Origin of the sequence: Streptomyces sp. NPDC021080, from assembly GCF_044333225.1 — a bacterium.
Taxonomy (GTDB): Bacteria; Actinomycetota; Actinomycetes; order Streptomycetales; family Streptomycetaceae; genus Streptomyces.
Genome location: NZ_JBIRQM010000004.1, coordinates 322,655 through 344,259, shown reverse-complemented (window position 1 = coordinate 344,259; position 21,605 = coordinate 322,655). Strand labels below are relative to the sequence as shown.

Sequence of the window (21,605 nt, the reverse complement as noted above, 5' to 3'; positions counted from 1 at the left end):
CGACACGGGGCGACCGCAAGCCGTACGGTGCGGGCGCGGCCACGGACGGCGGCCGATGTGACGTACGACTCGAACCCGGCCGAACGTTTCGGCCCGCACCGGCGTCGTAGAGGGGACGCGGGGAGGGGAGGGGTGGCTGTGCTGCGCAGAAAGCCACGTCGGACACCGGGGGCGGACGATCCCCTGGACGCGACACAGGAACGCCGGGTGCGGGCGGTGCTCGCGCTCGGCGGCGTACCGCAGGCGGACCTGCCGGACGGGGTACAGCAGGTCCGGCTGCGGTTGCTGGAGCGTGCCGCCAAGGGGGACGAGGCGCCGCGCGACGTGTCCGCCTGGGCCGCGGTCGTCGCCTCGAACCTGGCGATGGACTGGCACCGGGCCAAGCGCCGGCAGGAGCGGCTGGGCGAGCGTCTCGCCTCGTTGCGCCAGCTGGAGCAGCCCTCCGACGAGGAGTCCAGCGTGCTCTCGCTGGCCGTCGCCCAGGGCCTGGACGAACTGCCCGACGCACAGCGCCAGGTCCTCGTCCTGCGGTTCTACGCCGACCTGCCGGTGCGGGACATCGCCGAGGAGCTCGGCGTGCCCGAGGGCACGGTCAAGAGCAGGCTGCACACGGCGGTCCGCGCGCTGCGCGCCCGCCTGCACGAGGACGAGGTGGTGTGACGTGGCCGAGTACGAAGGTCTGGACCCGCTGCTGGCCGCGATCACGGACGCCGAGCTGCCCGAGGGCGCTCGCTACGACGTCCTGTTCATGGCCGAGCACCGGTCGGCCGCCGCGGACGTGGACGTGCTGCGGGAGCAGCTGATCGTCATCGGGGACGCGCTGGCGGACGCAGGGCGGCCGACCGGGCCGGTCCGGGCGCAGAAGCCCGGGGCGTCCGGGAGGTACCGGCGGGCCCGGGGGCCGCGGGCGTCCGGGGGCGGCCGGCCGGGGGGCACCCCGAAGAAACGCTCCCGGCATCCGGGCGCCCTCGTCGTCGGCACGCTGGTGGCGGCCGCGATGGCCACGCTCGTGGTCGGGATCGGCTGGCTGGCCGCGCAGGGCGCGTCGGACGCGGCGAACAAGAACTCCGCCTCCAGTGACGCCAAGGCGGACAGCGGCGACGCGGGTTCGCTCAGCGCGCCCGGTTACATCGCCTGCTCCCGGCTGCTCGTGGAGGGCACGGTCACCCGGGTGGCCGCGGTTCCCGGCACCGCGCAGGACCGGATCACGCTCGACGTCTACCACTACTACAAGCCGGCCACGGGCGAGAAGAAGGTCACCTTCCTGATGGACCAGGACGTCGATCCGCGGCTGCACCGGGGCGACGAGGTCCTGGTCGGCATCCAGCGGCGCGCGTCGACGCCCGACATCTGGACCGTCGGGGAGCAGCAGATCGCCCACGACCGGTCCTGGATCGTCAAGGCGCTTCCCCAGTCCCGGAGCCTGAGGTGCGAGCAGTGACACCCGGCGGGCGCCGGGCCGCCCGCGGAAGACCGGGCCGTGGGAAGCCGCCCGTGGGGGACCGGCCTGCGGAAAGGCGGTCCGCGGAAGGCCTGCCGGCGGAGGGCGGCGGCCGGGTGGGCGTGACACGAAAGGGCGGGCGTCCGGTCCCGGACGCCCGCCCCGTGCCCCGGGCCGCTCGCGCGGCCGGGGATCACGCCGCTACGGCGTGACCTTGTCGATCTTCACGCTGCCGATGCCCGCGACCGTGCCGCGCGCGTTCACCAGCTGGACCTGACCGAAGAACTCGCGTCCCTCGGGCGCCGCCGCGGCGGCGGTGACCGAACCGGACACCGTGGCCGAGGCGCCGGTGGCGAGCTTCACCGGGGTGGAGCCGTCCACCGAGACCGTGCCGAGCGCGGTCGAGAAGAACACGTCCCGGTAGTCGTAGGCGGTCGAACCCGAGGGGACGGAGTAGCCCGCGACCTCGATGGTGTACGTCCCGGCGGCCGGGTTGGCGATGGAGACGGCCTCCTCCGAGTCACCGTCCGCCGACTGCCCGACGACGGTCCCGGCGGCGTTCTTCACCGTCAGGTCGAGGTCGGCGGCGTTGTCCGACACGTTCCCGATCGCCACGTCGAGCGACGCGGCGCCCGCGGGCACGTCCACCGTGGTGATCTGCGTCGCGCCCTCGGTGATGGTCGGCCGCGCGTTCTTGGAGGAACCGAGCGGACCGCCCTTCAGCGTGCCGTCGAGCGCGGCGAAGTTGTTCTTCACCGTCCAGGAAGCGGTGGCCGGGGTGCCGACCTTCGCCTCGGGGACGGTCACGACGGCCGGGTCGAACGCCGCACCGAGCACGGCGACGTCCAGCTTGTACGGGTTGTCGAGCAGCGGCGAGGTGCGGCGCGCCTCGACCTCGATCTCCCAGACGCCGGGCTGCGGGTCGGCGTACGAACGCACGTCGGGCTTGCAGCCGTTGCCGTCGAGGTAGTTGTTGTAGCAGTACGGGGTGCTGGTGTTGTCGACCGGGACGCCGTACGGGTGGATCGCGATGAACCGGGTCTGGCTCTTGTCCTTGAGCCCGCCGATCGCGACCTCCAGGGACGTGGCGCCCTCGGGGACCGTCACGAAGTACGAGGTGGTGCTGTTGCGCTGCACCGAACTCGACTTGCTGTAGGTGTACTTCACCGGCGAGGAGACCACGACGGTCGACAGGATCTGCTTGTCGACGCCCTCGGTGCGCGGGTCGTCGACCTCGAGGATCGCGCTCTTGAGCCCGGCGGACTCCGGCGCGGCCTGGACCTTGACGGTGACCGGCTGGTTCAGCGGGAGGTTCACCTCGTCCTTGCCGAGGATCCGGAAGGTGCCGCCGGCGTTGTTCGCGAAGGACAGCTCGTGCCGGACCGGCCGGTCCGCGCCCGAGGTGCGCGTGACGGTGATGTCGTACGTCTTGCGCTGGCCGGCCTTGAGACCGCCCTCGCGGTCGTACAGGCCGGTGCCGAAGCCCGGGGTCTTCAGCGCGTAGTCGATCGCGGTGTCGACCGGTGCCTTGACGGTGTAGTCGTGGGCGGTGGCGCCGTCCCTGATCGAGTCCCAGGCGTCACCGATGTTGATGAGGCCCGCGCCCTCCTCGTACGCCTGAACGCCCTTGATGTGGTCGGCGGTCGACGTCAGCGCGGTGCGCAGGGTGGCCGGGGTGAGGGCGATGCCCTTCTGCTTCGCGGCGCTCAGCAGCAGCGCCGAGGCGCCCGCGGCCTGCGGGGAGGCCATCGAGGTGCCCTGGAGCATCGAGTAACCGGCCGGCAGGGTGTAGCCCGCCTCGGCGACCGGGGAGCCGGGCAGCCAGGTCTGGGTGGAGTTGATGGAGGCGCCGGGCGCGCTCAGCGTCGGAGTGAAGCCGCCGTCCTCACGCGGGCCGCGCGAGGAGAAGGGCAGCATCGCGTACTTCTTCTCCACCGCCGAGCCGTAGTTGGAGGCCCAGGTCTCCTTGGAGATGGTCGCGCCGACCGAGATGACCTTGTCGGCCAGGCCCGGGTCGCCGATGGTGTTGGCGCCGGGGCCGGAGTTGCCCGCGGAGATCACCAGCTGGACGCCGTAGGTGTCGATGAGACGCGTGTAGAGCTCGGCGCGCGCGTTGTTGCCGTCGTTGAGCGCGGGCAGACCGCCGATGGACATGTTGACGATGTCCACGCCGCGGTTGGCGACGAGGTCGATCATGCCCTCGGTGAGCGCCACGTTGGTGCAGCCGCCGGTCCAGGTGCAGGCCCGCGAGGAGACGATCTTCGCGCCGGGCGCGGCGCCGTTCATCTTCCCGCCGAACAGGCCGTTGGCGGAGGTGATGCCCGCGACGTGCGTACCGTGCTCGGACTCGATGACGCCGATGTTGACGAAGTCGGCCTTCTTGCCGACCCAGGACCCGCCGTACGGGTCCATCGGCACGTCCTTGCGGATCTCGACGACGAACGGCTGCCGCTCGACGACGTCCGTCGCCGGGTTGTCGGTGCCGAAGTAGCCGATCTGGAAGCCGTCCTTGTACGGCTTCATCGGCGTGTCGTCGGTGAAGTCGTTGTTGTTGTTCAGGTCGACGGTGACCGTGCCCGCCGCCGGGTCGTAGAGCACGCCCCACGCGTCGGTGGTGTCACCGTCGCGGTTCGCGTCGCCCTGGGCGTCGCCGCCCGCGGTCGCGGACTCCTTGAACGTGCTGATCTCGTACGAACCCGCCGGCGCCGTCCACGTCTTGCCGCTGTAGGTGAAGGCGGGCCCGGCCACGGGGGTGACCATCGGGCGCCAGGTCGCGTCGCTGTCGAGGATCGGGTCGGTCGAGGTGACCCAGTCGACGATCTTGCGCTCGCCGGTGGTGGTCTTCTGCAGGGCGGGGTGGCCCAGGTCGACACCGGAGTCCAGGATGCCGATGGTGACGCCCCGGCCGTCCGCCTTCGGGTGGTCCTTGACGAAGTCGACCGCGCCCGTCTCGAAGGACGGGTTGTACGGGTTCTCGGCGGGGGTGTTCTTGCCGGGACCGGAGTAGGCGGCGGCCGTGGAGGTGTTGCTGCCGTGCCTGGCCGTGTCGGCGCTCGGGGTCGGGTCGTCCAGCGCGATCTCCTGGCGCAGGTCGATCCCGTGCACCGAGGAGAGCTTCGCGGCGGCGGCGATGGCCGCGTCCGCCCTGCTCGTCGGGACGGTGGCGCGGACGTAACCGAGCTTGTCGTAACTGCGGCCCACCGAGCCGCCCTTGACGGCGTCCAGCTCCTCGGCGACCTGCTCGGTCTGGCCCGGAGCCGTCGCGATCATCATCGTGACGTTCTTGTCGCCGTCGGCCTTGGCCTCGGCGAGGAGGTCGGCGTCGTCCGAACCGAGTTTGGCGGCGGCGGACTTGGTGCCCGGGTCGGCCGTGGGCGCGCCCGTGTCCGCGGAGAAGGCCATGGGTATCGGCCCGGCCGCGGAGAGCGCGGCCACCAGGCCCGCTGCCAGTGCCAGGCGGGCCACGCGTCTCGCGCCCGATATCGGTGCGCGCTGAGGGTCGGAGGTCATCTGCATCCCTTGTAGGTAAAGGAACGAGCGTGGAACGGCCGGTTCCGGCTGTTCTTGCGGCACCGGTCGCATCAGTCCGGAATGTGGACCCGGATGACCGCTCAGCTTTACCCAAGGGGCAGTTGTTTGGGGAGAGTTGACCAAGCAGGGATGGACGCATGGCGTACTTCCGCCATGCGTCATGTCGTTGATGACCTGCTATGAGGGGATATCCCGGACGGCTCGGATGTCTCTCTTTGTCGATTCAGCTCTCTTTTGTGCGCGCGTAGTGGCGGGACGCCTTCGCGCGGTTGCCGCAGGCCGCCATCGAGCACCAGCGGCGGGTGCCGTTGCGTGAGGTGTCGAAGAAGTGCAGGACGCACGCCTCGTGGGCGCAGCGGCGGATGCGGTCCGGGGCGGCCCGGAGCAGTTCCAGGTAGTCGCGCGCGGCGAGCCAGGCCGGCCCCCAGGAGGGGTCGTCGAACTCCGGCGTCCCGCCGGGTCCCCGGTCGGTCAGCGTCAGCCGGACGCGTCCGTGCGCGAGGACGGCGTCGACGCGGGCGGCCGCCTGTGCCGGGAACCGGGAGTCCGGGTCGTCGGCCTGCCCGTGGGGCGTGTCGACCGCGGCACGCAGGGCGTCGCGGGCTTCGAGGGTGTGGCGCAGGACGGTGTCGTCGGCCGGGAAGTCGAGCCCGTTGCCCGCCAGCCACACCGCGAGGCCCTCGGTGTCGGCCAGCAGGTCCCGCACCGCGCCGTCGTGGACCCAGCGGGTGTTGAGCAGGTCGAGCGAGACCGGCTCACCGGTGAGGGGCCGGGGGTCGGGGCTGGTGGACATGGAGTCTCCCTTCGCTGCTAACCACTCAAGAGTAGGTCACCGGTTGACGCTCTCGGTTCTAACCTTTAATGTCGATGACAAGGGTTAGCCTCTCGATGGGGCGGCCAACGGCAGAAAGGGACTGTCATGACGCTGCGCACCGGCCACGTCGGCCTGAACGTCACGGACCTCGACCGCTCGCTCGCCTTCTACCGCGACGTCCTCGGATTCGGGGTGCTCGGCGAGGGCGAGGAGGGCGACGACGGGGAGCGCCGGTACGCGTTCCTCGGGTCCCTGTCCGGGGACGGCCGTCCGGTGCTCACGCTCTGGCAGCAGGCCCGCGACGGGTTCGCCCCGGGCCGGGCGGGCCTGCACCACCTCGCCCTCCAGGTCGACACCGTCGAGCGGGTCCGGGAGTACGAGAGCGCCCTGCGCGACCACGGCGTGACGTTCGCCCACGACGGCGTGGTCGCCCACCACGAGGGCGCGGCCTCGGGCGGCATCTTCTTCCACGATCCGGACGGCACCCGCCTGGAGATCTTCGCGGCGAGCGGCGCCGAGGAGGCCCCGGCGCCGCATGCGTCCGCGCCGACCTGCGGTTTCTTCTAGCTTCGGGAGGGGTCATGACGTATCACTCGGGCTCGCGGACGATCCAGGACCGCGTCGGCGTCCGGGACCTCGCCGATCACGTGGGCCGGGCCGTCGGCCAGGGCATCCGGCCGGTGGCCGCCGCCTTCCTCGAACTCCAGCCCCTGCTGGTCGTCGGCGCGGCGGCCACGGGAGGCGGTGGCGTGTGGGCCTCGCCGCTCACCGGGGCGCCAGGGTTCGTACGGGCCACCGGGACCCACCGGATCTCGGTCGCGGGCGGGCTCCCGGTCGGCGATCCGCTCACCGCGGCCCTCTCCACCGAGGACACCGCCGTCGGCACCATCGCCCTCGACCCGCGCACCCGTCGCCGGATGCGCCTGGGCGGACGGGTCCGGCCGGCCCCGCGCGGCTTCGCGGTCGAGGCCGACCGGGTCTTCGCCAACTGCCCCAAGTACATCCAGAAGAGGGAGACGTACGAGACGGTCGCCGGACGCACGGCCGGAACTCCCCGGCACGGCACGGAACTCACCACCTCCCAGCGGGAGTTCATCGAGAGGGCCGACACCTTCTTCCTCGCCACCGTCCACGCCCACGGCGCCGACGCGAGCCACCGCGGCGGTAACCCCGGCTTCGTGCACGTCGATTCGCCCGGCGAACTGAGCTGGCACGACTACCCCGGGAACTCCATGTTCCTGAGCCTCGGCAACCTCACGGCCGACCCGCGCGCCGGTCTGCTCTTCCTGGACTGGACATCGGGAACGGCGCTCCAGCTCACCGGCACGGCCCGCACCGAGTTCGCCCCCGACGGCGAACGCACCGTCCGCTTCACCCTCGCCGAAGCCGTCGAGACACCCGCCGCCAGCCCGCTGCGCTGGTCCCCGCCCGCGTACTCGCCGGCGAATCCGTGACGGGCGGGCGAATCCGCGAACGGCCGGGCGGCGTCCCCGGATCCACCTCCCCTACCCCGCAAGATGAACACGGAGTGACCCCCCACCGGCCGTTCGGACAGGACTCCATGGACGCCCAGGGGGCGCCGAGATCGACGTACGGTGATCGGCGTCGCCCGTTGCCGTCCAGTTAACGCGCAGGTCATCCCCAGTGCCAACGATCCAGTACGAGCGGGGAGTTCGACCGTCGAGCACCCCGCGGCCACTGTCGACGCGTTCGTACTCGGGGAGACCGCGCCATGCCGCGCACACGCTCTGTCGCCACCGCACCCGCCCTCAACCGCCGTGCCCTGCTGGCCGCCACCGGAGCGGTGTCCCTTACCGCGGGCCTCGGTCTGGCCCTGCGCCCGCAGGCCCCGGCGCACGCGACGACGGCCGCCCAGGCACCCGTCGCCGACTCCGTCGCCCACTCCCAGGGCCAGGCGGCCGTCCGCACCGCCCCGGCCCCGCTCGCCCCGTACACCCGCGGCACGACCCTGAGCGGCGTGGCCGCCCCGCGCTCCGGCTCCACCGGCTACCGCCGGCTCGGCGACGGCGCCGGCTGGAAGCGGGTCGTGCGCGACGAACTCGCCGCGGCCAAGGCGGGACGGGCCGACCGGCGCACCGCCTTCGCCGCGTTCGTGCAGCTCACCGACCTGCACCTGACCGACGCCCAGCACCCGCTGCGCCTGGAGTATCTGCGCGCCCAGAACAAGAGCGCCTGGCGCCCCCAGGAGACACTGACCGTCGCGGGCGCCGTCTCGCTGATCGAGCGGGTCAACGCCCTGCACGGAGCCCCCGTCACCGGCTCTCCGCTGCACTTCGTCATGACCACCGGGGACAACACCGACAACAACTCCAAGACGGAACTGGAGTGGTTCCTGACGGTCATGAGCGGCGGCCGCATCACCCCGAACAGCGGTGACCCGCGGCACTACGAGGGCGTCCAGGCCAGCGGCCTGAAGACCTACTGGCAGCCCGACTCCGCCCTGCGCGACGCCGACAAGCAGCTCGGCTTCCCGCGCGTCCAGGGCTTCCTGGAGGCGGCGATCCGCGAGCTGCGCAGCCCCGGCCTGAGCCTGCCCTGGTACTCCACCGTCGGCAACCACGACGCGCTCCCGCTCGGCTGCTACGGATCACGCGGAGACTCGTACCTCACCGAGTTCGCCGTCGGCGGCAAGAAGCTGATGTCCCTGGGCACGGCGGAGGCCACCGCGCTCGCCAAGAGCATCAAGAACGGCAGCAGCCCCAAGGGCGCCGCGTTCCACGACCTGCTCCGGGCGCACACCCGCGAGATGCGCTCCGTCACGCCCGACGAGAAGCGCGCCCCGTTCACCCCCGCCGAGTACATCAAGGCACACCTCGACCCGGCGCACACCGGACCAGGCCCGATCGGCCACGGCTACTCCTCCGCGAACCTCTCCGCGGGCACCCAGTACTACACGTTCCGGATCGCCGAGGACGTCATCGGCATCAGCCTGGACACGACCGACCCCGGCGGCCACTACGAGGGTTCCATCGGCACGGCGCAGCTGCGCTGGCTGGAGAAGACCCTGCGCGACAACGCCGACTCCTACGTCGTCGTCTTCAGCCACCACACCAGCAAGACCATGCGCAACACCCACGCCGACCCCGCCCACCCGGCCGAGCAGCGGCACGGCGGGCAAGAGATCGTCACCCTCCTCGCGAAGTACGCCAACACCCTGGCCTGGGTGAACGGCCACACCCACAAGAACGAGATCATCCCGCACGCCGCCGCCGGCAACCGCTCCTTCTGGGAGATCTGCACCGCCTCCCACGTCGACTTCCCCCAGCTCGCCCGCGTCATCGAGCTGGTGGACAACAAGGACGGCACGCTCTCGCTGTTCACCACCCTCGTCGAGTCCGCGGCCCCGCACGCCACGGACTTCTCCGACCTCACCCAGACGGGCCTCGCGGCGCTGTACCGCGAGCTCTCCTTCAACGCCCCCGGCGCCCGCACCGACCTGTCGGGCACCTCCCACGACCGCAACACCGAGCTGATCCTGAAGAAAGGCTGAAAAAGGATCAACCCGCGCCGTCCGGGCAACCCGCCGCCGCGCCTTCGAGTTTGTCCCCTCGACCGAGTTCCACAGCGAGACGGGGAAACACATGAGGGTACGTACGGCACTGGTGGGGGCGATCGTCGCGGGAGTCGCGGTGACGCAGGCGGGGGTCGCGGCGGCGGCGCCCGCGACGGGCCGGCACACACCGACCCGGAAGGCCATGGAGGTGGCCGTGCGCGACGGTGTGCCGGGGGTGACGGCGACGGCCGTGGACCGGCACGGCACCTGGTCCGCCACCGCGGGCGTGGGGAACCTGCGGACCGGCGCACCGCGCTCCACGGCCGACCGCTACCGGGTGGGCAGCATCACCAAGACGTTCGTCTCCACCGTCCTGCTCCAGCTGGAGGCGGAGAAGCGGCTGTCGCTGGACGACACCGTGGACACCTGGCTGCCCGGCGTGGTGCACGGCAACGGCAACGACGGCACGAGGATCACGATCCGCCAGCTCCTCAACCACACCAGCGGGATCTTCAACTACACCACCGACGAGGACTTCGTCGCCGCGCACTTCGCCAAGGACGGATTCTTCGCCCACCGCTACGACACCGTGACGCCGCAGCAGATCGTCGCCGTCGCCCTGTCCCACAAGCCGGACTTCGCCCCGGGCACGTCCTGGAACTACTCGAACACCAACTACGTCCTGGCCGGCATGGTGATCGAGAAGGTCACCGGCCGTTCCTACGCCTCCCAGATCCGCGACCGGATCATCAAGCCCCTCCATCTGCACGCCACTTCGCTGCCGGGCACCCGGGCGACGGTCCCCGGGCCGCACAGCAGGGCGTACTCCAAGCTGGCCGAGACGACGACCGGACCGACCTACGACGTCACCGCCCTGAACCCCTCCATGGCCTCCTCCGCGGGGGAGATGATCTCCGACAGCGCCGATCTGGACCGCTTCTACTCCGCCCTCCTGCGCGGCAGGCTCCTGCCGCGCGAGCAGCTCAAGGAGATGAAGACGACGGTCCGTATCGACGGCGTCCCGAACGGCGGCTACGGCCTCGGCCTCCTGGAGGAAACGCTGAGCTGCGGCGTCCGGGTCTGGGGCCATGACGGCGGCATCCACGGCTCGACCTCCGCGGCCGTCACCACCGCGGACGGCCGCCACTCCATCGCCTTCAACTTCAACGGCGACTGGACCGGCAACGCCGAGGCGGTGGTCGAGGCGGAGTTCTGCGGGACACCGCCGTCCCGGCGAGCCGCTCCCGGCGCGTTCCAGGCGCGCTCCTAGCCGTCGGCTCTCGCGGCGAAGATCACCTTCGCCGTCTCGACGGTGTTCCCGCGCCGGCCGGGCGCGCGCTGTTCCTGCCAGTACAGGTTGGTGTGGGCGACGACCTCGGCCGGGGCGGGGGCGCCGTACGCGGTGAGGTCCTCCGTGGTGTGGGCGTCGCCGACCAGCGTGACGTCGTACCCGCGGGTGAAGGCGCCGTGGAGGGTGGAGCGGACGCACATGTCCGTCTGGGCGCCGGTGACCACGACATGGCCGACGACCCGCTCGGCCAGCAGGTCCTCCAGATCGGTGGCCTCGAAGGAGTCGCCGTAGTTCTTGTGGACGACGGGCTCCGACTCCTCGCGGACCAGCTCCGGCACGTACTGCCAGGAAGCGCTGCCGTGCTTCATCTGGTCGTCGGAGTGCTGCACCCAGATCACCGGCACCGCCTCGGCGCGGGCCCTGGAGACGAGGGTGCCGATGTTCGCGATCACCCCCGCCAGGCCGTGGGCGCCGTCCACCGCTCCGTGCTGCATGTCGATCACCAGCAGCGCCGTGTTCGGGCGCTCGGGCAGGGTGGTCATCGCACTCTCCTGTCGCTTGTTCCGGCTCGTCGGAGCAGGGGGACCCGGTCGGCTCCGGCCGGAGAACTCCCGCTCGCACCACAGTAGATCGGCGCACTGACAACACCACCGGAACGCGGGAGAGGGCCCACGCGAACAGGCCGCGGGCCCTCTCCCTCCCCTCCGGGCGCGGTCCGGTCCGTCACCACCGGGGCCGCACCACGACATACGCGGCCGGATCGCGGTCGTTCGCCGCCATGAGCGCGGTGCGTACGAGCGTGGCCTGCTGTTCCATCGCGTCCCTGAGTTTCCGCGGGGTGATGTGGACGACGGTGATGCCCAGCCGCTCCAGGCGCTCGCGCCTGTGGGCCTGCTCGGACCGTCCGGCTTCCGCTCCCCGCAGCAGGGGCCGGGTGTCCAGCTCGACCGCCACCGCCTGCTCGGGCCAGTACGCGTCGACAGCCCCGAGGTCCGGGCCTCCGGGAAGCCGCAGGGCGACGTTCCAGACCGGGTCGGGCAGCCCGTGGTCGAACACCATCCGGTACAGACGGCCCTCCGCGATCGCCCTGCCCTCCGCCACCAGCGTGTCCACGGCGTCGATCACGTGCGGGCGGTCGAGCAGCCGGGCCGCCGTCAGTTCCTCCACGACCGAGCGCGGTTCGCACAGGCCGTGGCGCACCGCTTCCGTCAGCAGCCCGCGCACGGCCTCGGCGTCGGACAGCTCCGCGATCGCGTCGGCCAGCGCGCGGGGGACGGCGGCGACCGGGACTCCGGCCACGAACGAGGGCTCCGGTAACACGGTCGTACGCACGATGCGGACGCAGCCGGTCGAGCGCAGCCGGCGCATACGGGGGACCAGGACGTCGATCGTGTCGAGGGAGAGCAGCGGCGGGGCGCAGGAGAAGCCGTGCAGGGCCAGCGCCGCCAGGCCGGTGATCAGCGCGTCCGCGGGGGGCCTGGGGGCGCGTGGTTCCTCGGAGCCCGGCTGGGCGGGGACGAGGGGCGCCGTCCGGGCGGAGGGGGGACGGGCGGTGTAGAGCAGTGCCGCGTGCAGCCGCTCCTCGGGGGTGGGCGGTCCGGGGTGCAGAAGGTGGACGCCGGGAAGGATCCGCTGCCAGGGCCCGCCGGGCCGGCACCGCTCGTTGGCGTCGGCGGTGGTCACGCCGCGGTCGCGCAACTGGGCGGTGGTCATGACCCGCTGCCGTACGGGGGACGGGTGGCGGAGGGTGCGGGGGGAGAGCGGGGCGCTGTGGTTCATGGTCCGGGAGTTCCCGCCCGGGTGCCGCCTTCTAACCGCTGTTACCCGCCCGTCGGTGAATCGGGACAATCGCTACCAAAGGCATGTATGTTCGACCGCTGAAAGCCGCTGGTCCGGGCGCGTGTTCATAGGGGTTACGGCTCTGAATACCTGCATTTCGTAACCAATGCGTGGATCGGATCAATCGACCGGTGCGCGCATCGGATCAGTCGACGAACGCGTGCGTCGGATCAACGGACCAATGCGTGCGTCGGATCAGCGGACCGGTGCGCGCATCGGATCAGTGGACCGGTGCGCGCATCGGATCAGTGGACCAATGCGCGCGTGTGCGCGTGTGCGCGTCGGATCAGCCGGTTGCCGCACACCGGGGACGCCGTCGGACCGGCACACCGCGGAGGGCGCCGGACGCCCGTGGCGCCGGTGCCCTCCGCGGTGCGGGTCCCGATCGGACCGGTGATCAGCCCGCGGCGGCGATGTCGCAGGCCTGCCCCCGCAGCGCCCGCGCCAGATCGTCCCGCGACTCCAGCACCAGCCGGCGCAGCGCCGGCGGCGCGTCCTCGTGCGCCGCGAGCCAGGCGTCCGTCGCGGCCAGGGTCTCCGGGGAGTCCTGGAGCGAGGGGAACAGGCCCCTGACCACGTCCATGCCGATCTGGATGGACCGCTCCGCCCAGACGCGGTCGATGGCGGCGAAGTACTTCTCGCCGTACGGCGCGAGCAGGTCTCGCCGGGACGGCTGGCCGAAGCCGGAGATGGTCGCCTCGACGAGGGCGTTGGACAGCGCGTCGGACTCGACGACCGCCGCCCAGGCCTGTGCCTTGACCGCGGCCGAGGGGCGGGCGGCCAGACAGCGGACCTGGTGCCGCTTGCCGGAGGCCGTGTCGTCGCGGGCGAGTTCGGCGGCGAGGACGGACTCGTCGGCGGCGCCGTGCGCGGCCAGCGGCTCCAGGAACGCCCAGCGCAGCTCCTGGTCGACGTCGAGCCCGTCGATCTTCGCCGTCCCGTCCAGCAGGCCCTGGAGCAACTGGAGATCGGCCTCGGAGGAGGCGACGACGGCGAAGAAGCGGGCCCAGGCGAGCTGGTGCTCCCCGCCCGCCTCGGCGAGCCGCAGTTCCTTCAGCGCGCCTTCGGCGAGCAGCGCTCCGCCCTGTTCGCGCCAGTCCGGCGCCGCGTAGTTGACGAGCGCGGAGTTCGCCCAGGCCTGCAGCATCTGCAGGACGCCGATGTCGGACTCGCGGCCCGCGAAGCGCAGCACCAGGGCGATGAAGTCCCGGGCGGGCACGATCGCGTCGCGCGTGAGATTCCACAGCGCGGACCAGCACAGCGCCCGGGCGAGCGGGTCGGTGATCTCGCCGAGCGCCTCGCGCAGGGTGGCCAGCGAGCCCTCGTCGAAACGGATCTTGCAGTACGTGAGGTCGTCGTCGTTGACGAGGACGAGCTCGGGGGCCTCGGCGCCGGCCAGCTCGGTGACGACCGTGCGCGGCCCGTCGACGTCCACCTCGGCGCGCGCGTACCGGACGAGCGGCCCGGAGCCGTCCTCGCGCCGGTACAGGCCCACGGCCACGCGGTGCGGGCGCAGTTCGGGGTGGGACTCGGGGGCCTCCTGGAGCACCGTCAGCTCGGCGATGCGTCCCTCCGCGCTCAGGATCACCTGCGGGGTCAGGGAGTTGACGCCCGCGGTCTGGAGCCAGGACCGGGACCAGGCGGCCATGTCCCGTCCGCTCGTCTCCTCCAGGGCCGACAGCAGATCGCCGAGGCGGGTGTTCCCGTACGCGTTGCGCTTGAAGTAGCGGCGGGCGCCCTCCAGGAAGGCGTCCTGTCCGACGTAGGCCACCAGCTGCTTCAGGACGGAGGCGCCCTTGGCGTAGGTGATGCCGTCGAAGTTCAGCTTGGCGTCCTGCAGGTCACGGATGTCGGCCGTGATCGGGTGGGTGGACGGCAGCTGGTCCGCGCGGTAGGCCCAGGCCTTGCGGCGGTTGGCGAAGGTGATCCAGGCGTCGGTGAAGCGGGTCGCGCCCACGTTCGCGAACGTGCCCATGAAGTCGGCGAAGGACTCCTTCAGCCACAGGTCGTCCCACCAGACCATGGTGACGAGGTCGCCGAACCACATGTGCGCCATCTCGTGCAGGATGACGTTCGCCCGCGCCTCGTACGACGTCTGGGTCACCTTGCCGCGGAAGATGTACTCCTCGCGGAAGGTGACGAGCCCCGGGTTCTCCATCGCGCCGAGGTTGTACTCGGGCACGAACGCCTGGTCGTACTTCCCGAAGGGGTACGGGTAGTCGAAGTGGTCGTGGAAGAAGTCCAGGCCCTGCTTGGTCACCAGGAACACGTCGTCGGCGTCGAAGTGGGGGGCCAGGCCCTTGCGGCACATCGCGCCGAGGGGGATCTCCAGCGTCGTACCGTCCTCGAAGGTGCGCGCGTAGGAGTCCGTCACATGGTGGTACGGGCCCGCCAGGACCGCGGTGATGTACGTCGAGATCGGCTTCGTCTCGGCGAACTTCCACACACCGTCGACGAGCTCGCCGACCCCGTTGCTCCAGACGGTCCAGCCCTCGGGGGCCCGCGCCTCGAAGCGGAACGGCGCCTTGAGGTCCGGCTGCTCGAAGTTCGCGAAGACGCGCCGCGAGTCGGCGGGCTCGTACTGCGTGTACAGGTACACCTCGCCGTCCTCGGGGTCGACGAAGCGGTGCATGCCCTCGCCGGTGCGGGAGTAGGCGCACTGCGCGTCGACGACCAGCTCGTTCTCGGCGGCGAGGTCCTCCAGGCGGATCCGGGCGCCGTCGAAGACCTCCCCCGGGTCGAGGTCCCTGCCGTTGAGCGAGACGGCCGTCACACTCGGCGCGATCAGGTCCGCGAAGCTCGCCGCGCCCGGCTCGGCGCAGCGGAAGCGGAGCGTCGTGACCGAGCGGAAGGTGCGGGGCTCGCCGGCCGTTCCTGCGGGTTCCCTCTCCCCGACGGCCGACCGCAGGTCGAGGAAGACGTCGTAGCTGTCGACGGACAGCAGCGCCGCCCGCTCCTGGGCCTCGTCGCGGGACAGATTCTCACCGGGCACGGCGGCACTCCCTCATGGCGTCATAGACATGTGCGAACAGGGCCGATCCTGCCATGCGCTCCTTACGGCGGGCGGCGCGGCGGCGGCGACACAGGGGAATCCCCATGACGGCCCCGGAATCGCACGGATGCGCGGGAATGGCGCGGGCGCGTGCCGGTGTTCGCACGGGAAACACCGCGTTCCGAGGAGAGCCATGCCCGAGCAGACCGCTCAGACCACATCCGGCAAGACCCCCGTCGACTTCTGGTTCGATCCGCTGTGCCCCTGGGCCTGGATGACCTCGCGCTGGGTGCTGGAAGTGGAGAAGGTCCGCGACATCGAGGTCCGCTGGCACATCATGAGCCTCGCCGTACTGAACGAGCCCAAGCTCGACGAGCTGCCCGACCACTACCGCGAGATGCTCGCGACCACCGCGTGGCAGTCCGTCCGGGTGGTCACCGCCGCCTGGCAGAAGCACGGCGACGACGTCCTCGGCCCGCTGTACACCGCGCTCGGCACCCGCTTCCACAACGACGGGATGGGCCCGACCAAGGAGGCGATAGCCGGCGCGCTCGAAGAGGTGGGGCTGCCCGCCGACCTGATCGACTACGCCGACCAGGAGAACTTCGAGTTCGACGCCGAGCTGCGCGCCTCCCACAAGGAGGGCATCGACAAGGTCGGCCAGGACGTCGGCACGCCGGTCATCGCCGTCCCCGGCTCCGACGGCGAGCAGCTCGCCTTCTTCGGCCCGGTCGTCACCCCGGCCCCCAAGGGCGAGGAGGCCGCCAAGCTCTGGGACGGCACGCTCATGGTCGCCTCGGTGCCGGGCTTCTACGAGATCAAGCGCACGCGGACGGCCGGACCGGACTTCAGCAACCTGTAGGCGCTCTGCGGGCCGGGCCCGGGGAGGACGGTCACCGGCCGCCGGTCACGAGGACCCGGGCTCCGGGAAGTCGTCGCCGTCGCGCCAGTTGCTCCAGCGCTGGAAGCGGCGGCAGCCTTCCCGGGCGCAGCGATGGTAGGCGGCCGGGTCGTCCACCTTCTTGATCCGCCGCACCTCCTCCTGCTCGTCCCTGGTGAGCCTGCGGAACGGCTGCAGCGGTCCACCGCAGTTCGGGCAGCGCACATCCACGACGACACCTCCGTGTGAGAACCGTCGCCGGCGCGGCGGACGGGAAGCGAGGAGCGAAGCATCCGGGTGCCGAACGCCGGTCCCGCGAGCGTATGCGTCAGCGGGGCCGCAGGCGGGGCGAAACGGTCCGCCGTGTCCCGGGACTTTCCGTGGTGCACCCGTGGACCCGGCCCGACCTGGATACTGCGGCCTCATGAGTACTACGAGCCGCAGTACGACCCTCCTCCTGGCCCGGCACGGACAGAGCGTCTGGCACGCGGAGAACCGCTACGCCGGAGTGAGCGACGTCCACCTCACCGAGGAGGGCCGCGAACAGGCGGAGGCACTCGGCCGCTGGGCCGCCGCGCACCCCGTCGACGCGATCTGGACCTCGACCATGTCCCGCGCCATCGCCACCGCGGAGCCCGCGTGCCGCGCCCTCGGGCTGGTGGCCCGGCGCGACCCCGGCCTGCGCGAATGCGACTTCGGGGTGCTGGAGGGCCGCACGCTCGCCGAGTTCGAGCTGGAGAACCCGGTCCGGGCCAAGGCGTACCGGGCCGATCCGGTGTCCTACCCGTTCCCCGAGGCGGAGGATCCGCGCACGGCGGCGGCCCGGGGAACACGCGCCCTGCGGCGCGTCGCCGACGCCCACCCCGGCGGACGCGTGCTGGTCGTCGCCCACAACACCCTGCTGCGCCTGGTGCTGTGCACGGCCCTGTCCATTCCGCTGGGCGAGTACCGCCGCGTCCTGCCGAGCCTGCGCAACGCGGCGATCACCGAACTCCGGATGGAGGACGGGTCGGCCGCCCTGGTCTCGCTCAACGTGCCGTGCGGACCGTGACGGGACGGCCCCCGCGAGGGGTTGCCTCGCGGGGGCCGTCGTGCCTCGTCACAGGAGGGGCGTCACAGGAGGGGCGTCACTCGGCCACCGACGTGTAGTGCGAGGCGTCGCCCGTGATCGAGTGGCTCTCCTTGCCCTCGACACCGACCGGGACGTCACCGGCGACCGTCACCCGGTGCAGACGGCGGGGCCGGCCGTCGTAGTTGTCGATCGCGTAGTGCTGGGTGATCCGGTTGTCGAACAGGACCAGCTGGTTCGGGGACCAGCGCCAGCGCAGGACGTTCTCGGGCCGGGTGACGTACGCCTGCAGCAGGTCGAGGACCTTGCGGGACTCGCCCACCGACAGCCCGACGATCCGCTGCGCGAACCCGCCGATGAACAGGCCGCGTTCACCGGTCAGCGGGTGGACCCGGACGACCGGGTGCGCGGTGCGGAACGTGATGGACGTGAACTGAGCGCGCTGCGCGGCCTGTTCCTCGTCGATGTTCTCGTCCGGCACCGCGTAGTCGTAGTCGTTGGTGTGCTCGGCCCACAGGGTGTCGGCGAACGCGCGGAGCGGTTCGGGCAGATCGCGGTAGGCGGCTGCGGAGTTGGCGATGAGCGTCTCACCGCCGTACGGGGGGACGGTGATGCTGCGCAGGGTGCTGGCCTGCGGCGGGTTGAGCACGAAGGTCACGTCGGTGTGCCAGTGGTTGGCACGGCCCCGCTCGCTGTCGACGGGCAGTACGTTCGGGGCGCCGTCCACGGCGGGCACGGTGGGGTGCGCGGTGGTGAGGTCGCCGAAGTGACGGGCGAAGGCCTGCTGGCCCTCGTCGTCCAGGTCGACGTCGTCGAAGACCAGCGCCTTGTGCTCGTTGAGAGCGCTGCGCAGGGCGGCGACGGTGATGTCGTCCAGCGGCTTGGAGATGTCGACGCCCAGGACACGGGCACCGATGTGCGCGGTGACCTTCTGGATCTCGATGTCGGTCATGGCTGCGGGTCCTTTCGGTACGGACGAACGAGGGAACGGAGGTACGGAAGTACGGGGTATGGGGGGTACAGAGGTGCGGGGGATCGCCGGATTCGGGACCGGTTCGGGACCGGTTCAGGCGAGGACGGTCGCCGGTGTGCCGACCGGGGAAGGGGACGGGGATGGGGCCGGGGACGCGGTGTACCGGTTGGCCGGGCGCGGCAGCCCGTAGCGCTCCCGGAGGGTCTGCCGGGGCCCGTACTCCCGGCGGAGCAGGCCTCTCTCGCGCAGGATCGGCACCACCTGGTCCACGAAGAGGCCGAGGCCGGACGGCAGCACGGCGGGCATGATGTTGAAGCCGTCGGCGGCGCCGCCGCGGAACCACTCCTCGATCGTGTCGGCGACCTGCTCGGGCGTGCCGGCGAAGGTCAGGTGGCCCCGCCCGCCACCGAGCCGGCCGATCAGCTCGCGGACGGTGAGCCGCTCGCTCCGGGCGAGCTCCACGACGAGGGTGTAGCGGCTCTTGGCCCCCTCGATCGCGCTCTCCGGCGGCAGGCCGTCGGGCAGCCGCGCGTCCAGGTCGAGGGTGCCCGGCTCCAGGTGGAGCAGGTGCTCCAGACGGTTCAGCCCGTGCTCGTACACGATGTGGTCCTCCAGGACCCGCTCGTGGGCGCGCGCCTCCGCCTCGGTCGAGCCGACGACCGGGACGATGCCGGGCAGCACTTTGACGTGGTCCGGGTTCCGGCCGGCCCGCCCGGTGCGGGACTTGAGGTCGGCGTAGAAGTCCTGGGCACCCGCGAGGGTCTGCTGGGCGGTGAACACCGCTTCCGCGTACCGGGCCGCGAACCGTTTGCCGTCCTCCGAGGAGCCGGCCTGCACGAGCAGCGGATGACCCTGCGGGGTGCGGGGCACGTTGAGGGCGCCCTCCACGCTGAAGTACGTCCCCTTGTGACGCGCGGGATGGATCTTGCCGGGGTCGCCCCAGACACCCGCCGTCTTGTCGGCGACGACCAGGTCGTCCTCCCAGCTGTCCCAGAGCTTGAGCGCCACGTCCAGGAACTCGGCGGCGCGCTCGTAGCGGGTGGCGTGGGCGGGCTCGTCGTCGAGACCGAAGTTGCGGGCGGCCTCCGCGCCCGCGGTGGTGACGATGTTCCAGCCCGCCCGGCCGCCGCTGATGTGGTCGAGGGAGGCGAGTCTGCGGGCCAGGTTGTAGGGGGAGTTGTAGGACGTGGAAGCGGTGGCGATCAGGCCGATGTGCTCGGTGGCGGTCGCCAGCGCGGTGAGCAGGGTGATGGGTTCGAGCGCGCCGGACGGCCGCTGGCCCACGCTGTTGAACAGGACCGGGCCGTCGGCGAGGAAGAGCGAGTCGAAGGTGCCGCGTTCGGCGATCCGCGCGAGACGCACGTAGTGGGCGGTCTCGACATGGGCGTACGGGTCGCTCTCCGGGAGCCGCCAGGAGGCCTCGTGGTGGCCGGTGTTCATCAGGAAGGCGTTGAGATGGAGCCGGCGCGGGCTGGTCACGGGTGCTGCTCCTTCCGGGGTGCGGACGTGCCGTGTTCGTCGCCGTCGGCGGCGTCCGCCGTCGCGTCCGGTCCGGCGGACGGTCCTGTCACGTCCTCGGTCACCCCGAGGGCGTTCAGCAGGCGTTCGCGGTAGGCGCCGAGCAGGGGATCGCGGTACGAGCGGGGGTGCGGGCGGTCGATGGACAGGTCGAGGCCGATACGGCCGTGGTCGAGCACGAGCACCCGGTCGGCCAGCACGATCGCCTCGTCCACGTCGTGCGTGACGAGCAGTACGGCCGGCCGGTGGCGTTCCCACAGTTCGCGCAGGAGCACATGCATCCGGATCCGGGTCAGCGCGTCCAGCGCCCCGAACGGTTCGTCGGCCAGGAGCAGTTCGGGTTCCCGGACGAGTGAGCGGGCCAGGGCTGCGCGCTGCGCCTCGCCCCCGGACAGTTCGTTGGGCCAGGCCCGTTCGCGCCCCGCGAGGCCCACCTCGGCGAGGGCGGAGCGGCCCTTCTCCGCCGCCTCCCGGCCGTCCGTGCCCAGCAGGACGTTGTCGAGGACGCGGCGCCAGGGCAGCAGCCGGGAGTCCTGGAAGACGACGGACACCCGTTCCGGAGCGGTGAGTTCTCCGCTTCCGGCGACACCGTGATCGAGGTCGGCGATGGCGCGCAGCAGGGTGCTCTTGCCGGAGCCGCTGTGCCCCAGCAGGGCGGTGAACTGGCCCGCCGGGAGATCGAGGTCGATTCCGTCGAGCACCGTACGGCCCTCGAACGACCGGGTGAGTCCGCGCAGTCGGACCGTGTGGGATCGGGTGTGGGGCCGGGTCAGCTGCTGAGTGTGCGTCGCCACGACAGCACCTTTCGTTCGACGAGACGAACCGCGCTGTCGGAGACGAGCCCGAAGATGCCGTAGATCAGCAGACCGACGAGGATGATGTCGGTCCGGCCGTAGTTCTGGGCCTGGAACATCATGTAACCGAGGCCGCTGGTGGCGTTGATCTGCTCCAGGACGACCAGGGAGAGCCAGGAGCCGGTCACGCCGAGCCGCAGCCCGACGAAGAAGCCGGGCAGCGCGCCGGGGATCACGATCTCCCGGATGAAGCGGAGCCTCGACAGCCCCTGGACCTCGGCGAGTTCCACGAACCGATGATCGATGCCGGACAGGGCGGAGTGCAGGTTCAGATAGATGGGGATGTAGACGACGATGGCGATGATCGCGATCTTGAAGGTCTCGCCGATGCCCAGCCAGAGGATGAACAGCGGGATCAGGCCGAGGGTCGGGATCGCCCGGTTGAGCTGCACGGTCCCGTCGATCAGCGCCTCCCCGACCCGGCTGAGCCCGGACGCGAGGGCGAGGACGACGCCGGCGGTCAGGCCGAGGGCGAACCCGTAGCCCGCGCGCTCCAGGGACGTCAGCACGTCGGTGGGCAGCGTGCCGTCGGTCCACAGGTGTCCGGTGGTCCTCAGCACCGTCCAGGGCGCCGGGATCGCGCCGGGATCCAGCTGTCCGGCGGCGGACGCGACGGCCCACAGGGCGAGGAACAGCGCCGGACCGATGAGCCGGGAGGCGGGCAGCCGCTTGCCGGGTGCGAGCGTGCGGCGCCGGCCGCGGGAAGCCCGGCGGGACGGGAGGGTGCCCCTTCCCGCGTCGGTGGACGGGGCGGCGACGGGGTCCGCGGCGGTGGTGCCGTCCGCCTCCGCGGACGGGGCCGCGGGGAGGGCGGTCCCGGTCGCGGGGGAGGGCCGCGTGGTCCCGGTTCCGGTCGTGGCCGGGGCCGTGGTCTCGGTGGTCATCGCCG

Annotated in this window: 18 protein-coding genes; 8 read left to right on the top strand and 10 right to left on the bottom strand. The window is 71.7% G+C overall.

What is annotated here, in order from left to right:
• Positions 1-132 precede the first annotated feature (132 nt).
• Positions 133-660 carry a sigma-70 family RNA polymerase sigma factor gene (locus tag ACH4S8_RS12245; protein WP_398392737.1) on the top strand — a complete coding sequence of 176 codons (528 nt, stop codon included), beginning with the start codon at positions 133-135 and terminating at the stop codon, positions 658-660.
• 1 nt (position 661) lies between these two features.
• Positions 662-1,441, top strand: coding sequence for a hypothetical protein (locus ACH4S8_RS12240; RefSeq protein WP_398392735.1), 780 nt, complete (start codon positions 662-664; stop codon positions 1,439-1,441).
• Between the two features lie 201 nt (positions 1,442-1,642).
• Here ACH4S8_RS12240 and ACH4S8_RS12235 read toward each other — a convergent pair whose 3' ends face one another.
• Both ACH4S8_RS12235 and ACH4S8_RS12230 read right to left on the bottom strand, forming a co-directional pair.
• Positions 1,643-4,951 (bottom strand): S8 family serine peptidase, encoded by a 3,309-nt coding sequence (locus tag ACH4S8_RS12235; protein WP_398392733.1) that lies wholly within the window; start codon positions 4,949-4,951, stop codon positions 1,643-1,645.
• A 244-nt stretch (positions 4,952-5,195) separates the two neighbouring features.
• Positions 5,196-5,765, bottom strand: coding sequence for a CGNR zinc finger domain-containing protein (locus ACH4S8_RS12230; RefSeq protein WP_398392731.1), 570 nt, complete (start codon positions 5,763-5,765; stop codon positions 5,196-5,198).
• A gap of 126 nt (positions 5,766-5,891) precedes the next feature.
• Here ACH4S8_RS12230 and ACH4S8_RS12225 point away from each other — a divergent pair, with 126 nt between their 5' ends.
• The 4 genes from ACH4S8_RS12225 (at position 5,892) to ACH4S8_RS12210 (ending at position 10,570) form a co-directional block, all read left to right on the top strand.
• Positions 5,892-6,353: a VOC family protein gene (locus tag ACH4S8_RS12225; RefSeq protein ID WP_398392729.1), complete on the top strand. Its 462-nt coding sequence runs from the start codon at positions 5,892-5,894 to the stop codon at positions 6,351-6,353.
• Between the two features lie 14 nt (positions 6,354-6,367).
• Positions 6,368-7,240 (top strand): pyridoxamine 5'-phosphate oxidase family protein, encoded by an 873-nt coding sequence (locus ACH4S8_RS12220; protein WP_398392727.1) that lies wholly within the window; start codon positions 6,368-6,370, stop codon positions 7,238-7,240.
• Between the two features lie 278 nt (positions 7,241-7,518).
• On the top strand, positions 7,519-9,297 hold the full coding sequence (locus ACH4S8_RS12215; protein ID WP_398392725.1) for a TIGR03767 family metallophosphoesterase: 1,779 nt from the start codon (positions 7,519-7,521) through the stop codon (positions 9,295-9,297).
• 91 nt (positions 9,298-9,388) lie between these two features.
• Positions 9,389-10,570, top strand: coding sequence for a serine hydrolase domain-containing protein (locus ACH4S8_RS12210; RefSeq protein ID WP_398392723.1), 1,182 nt, complete (start codon positions 9,389-9,391; stop codon positions 10,568-10,570).
• On the opposite strand, the gene ACH4S8_RS12205 is transcribed toward ACH4S8_RS12210, so the two are convergent.
• From ACH4S8_RS12205 to pepN, 3 genes are all read right to left on the bottom strand, one after another.
• Complete coding sequence (locus ACH4S8_RS12205; RefSeq protein WP_398392721.1) at positions 10,567-11,133, bottom strand: isochorismatase family protein; 567 nt, start codon at positions 11,131-11,133, stop codon at positions 10,567-10,569. The genes ACH4S8_RS12210 and ACH4S8_RS12205 overlap by 4 nt on opposite strands.
• A 181-nt stretch (positions 11,134-11,314) precedes the next feature.
• Positions 11,315-12,370 carry a hypothetical protein gene (locus ACH4S8_RS12200; protein ID WP_398392719.1) on the bottom strand — a complete coding sequence of 352 codons (1,056 nt, stop codon included), beginning with the start codon at positions 12,368-12,370 and terminating at the stop codon, positions 11,315-11,317.
• 457 nt (positions 12,371-12,827) lie between these two features.
• Positions 12,828-15,422 (bottom strand): aminopeptidase N, encoded by a 2,595-nt coding sequence (gene pepN / locus ACH4S8_RS12195; RefSeq protein WP_398392717.1) that lies wholly within the window; start codon positions 15,420-15,422, stop codon positions 12,828-12,830.
• A gap of 193 nt (positions 15,423-15,615) precedes the next feature.
• On the opposite strand from pepN, the gene ACH4S8_RS12190 reads away from it, so the two are divergent.
• Entirely contained in the window at positions 15,616-16,284 is a 669-nt protein-coding gene (locus ACH4S8_RS12190) for a DsbA family protein (protein ID WP_398392714.1), read from the top strand.
• Between the two features lie 45 nt (positions 16,285-16,329).
• On the opposite strand, the gene ACH4S8_RS12185 is transcribed toward ACH4S8_RS12190, so the two are convergent.
• Positions 16,330-16,533, bottom strand: coding sequence for a hypothetical protein (locus ACH4S8_RS12185; RefSeq protein WP_398392712.1), 204 nt, complete (start codon positions 16,531-16,533; stop codon positions 16,330-16,332).
• 193 nt (positions 16,534-16,726) lie between these two features.
• Between ACH4S8_RS12185 and ACH4S8_RS12180 the strand changes: the two genes are divergently transcribed.
• Positions 16,727-17,353 carry a histidine phosphatase family protein gene (locus tag ACH4S8_RS12180; protein ID WP_398392710.1) on the top strand — a complete coding sequence of 209 codons (627 nt, stop codon included), beginning with the start codon at positions 16,727-16,729 and terminating at the stop codon, positions 17,351-17,353.
• A gap of 76 nt (positions 17,354-17,429) precedes the next feature.
• Here the strand turns inward: ACH4S8_RS12180 and ACH4S8_RS12175 are convergent, their stop codons facing one another.
• The 4 genes from ACH4S8_RS12175 to ACH4S8_RS12160 form a co-directional block, all read right to left on the bottom strand.
• A complete protein-coding gene (locus ACH4S8_RS12175; protein ID WP_398392708.1) occupies positions 17,430-18,323 on the bottom strand; it encodes a TauD/TfdA dioxygenase family protein in 894 nt (297 codons plus the stop codon).
• A gap of 114 nt (positions 18,324-18,437) precedes the next feature.
• Positions 18,438-19,823, bottom strand: coding sequence for an LLM class flavin-dependent oxidoreductase (locus tag ACH4S8_RS12170; RefSeq protein WP_398392705.1), 1,386 nt, complete (start codon positions 19,821-19,823; stop codon positions 18,438-18,440).
• A complete protein-coding gene (locus tag ACH4S8_RS12165; protein ID WP_398392703.1) occupies positions 19,820-20,656 on the bottom strand; it encodes an ABC transporter ATP-binding protein in 837 nt (278 codons plus the stop codon). The genes ACH4S8_RS12170 and ACH4S8_RS12165 overlap by 4 nt, the downstream gene beginning before the upstream one ends.
• Positions 20,632-21,600, bottom strand: coding sequence for an ABC transporter permease (locus ACH4S8_RS12160; RefSeq protein WP_398392701.1), 969 nt, complete (start codon positions 21,598-21,600; stop codon positions 20,632-20,634). Before ACH4S8_RS12160 ends, ACH4S8_RS12165 begins: the two co-directional genes overlap by 25 nt.
• Positions 21,601-21,605 lie beyond the last annotated feature (5 nt).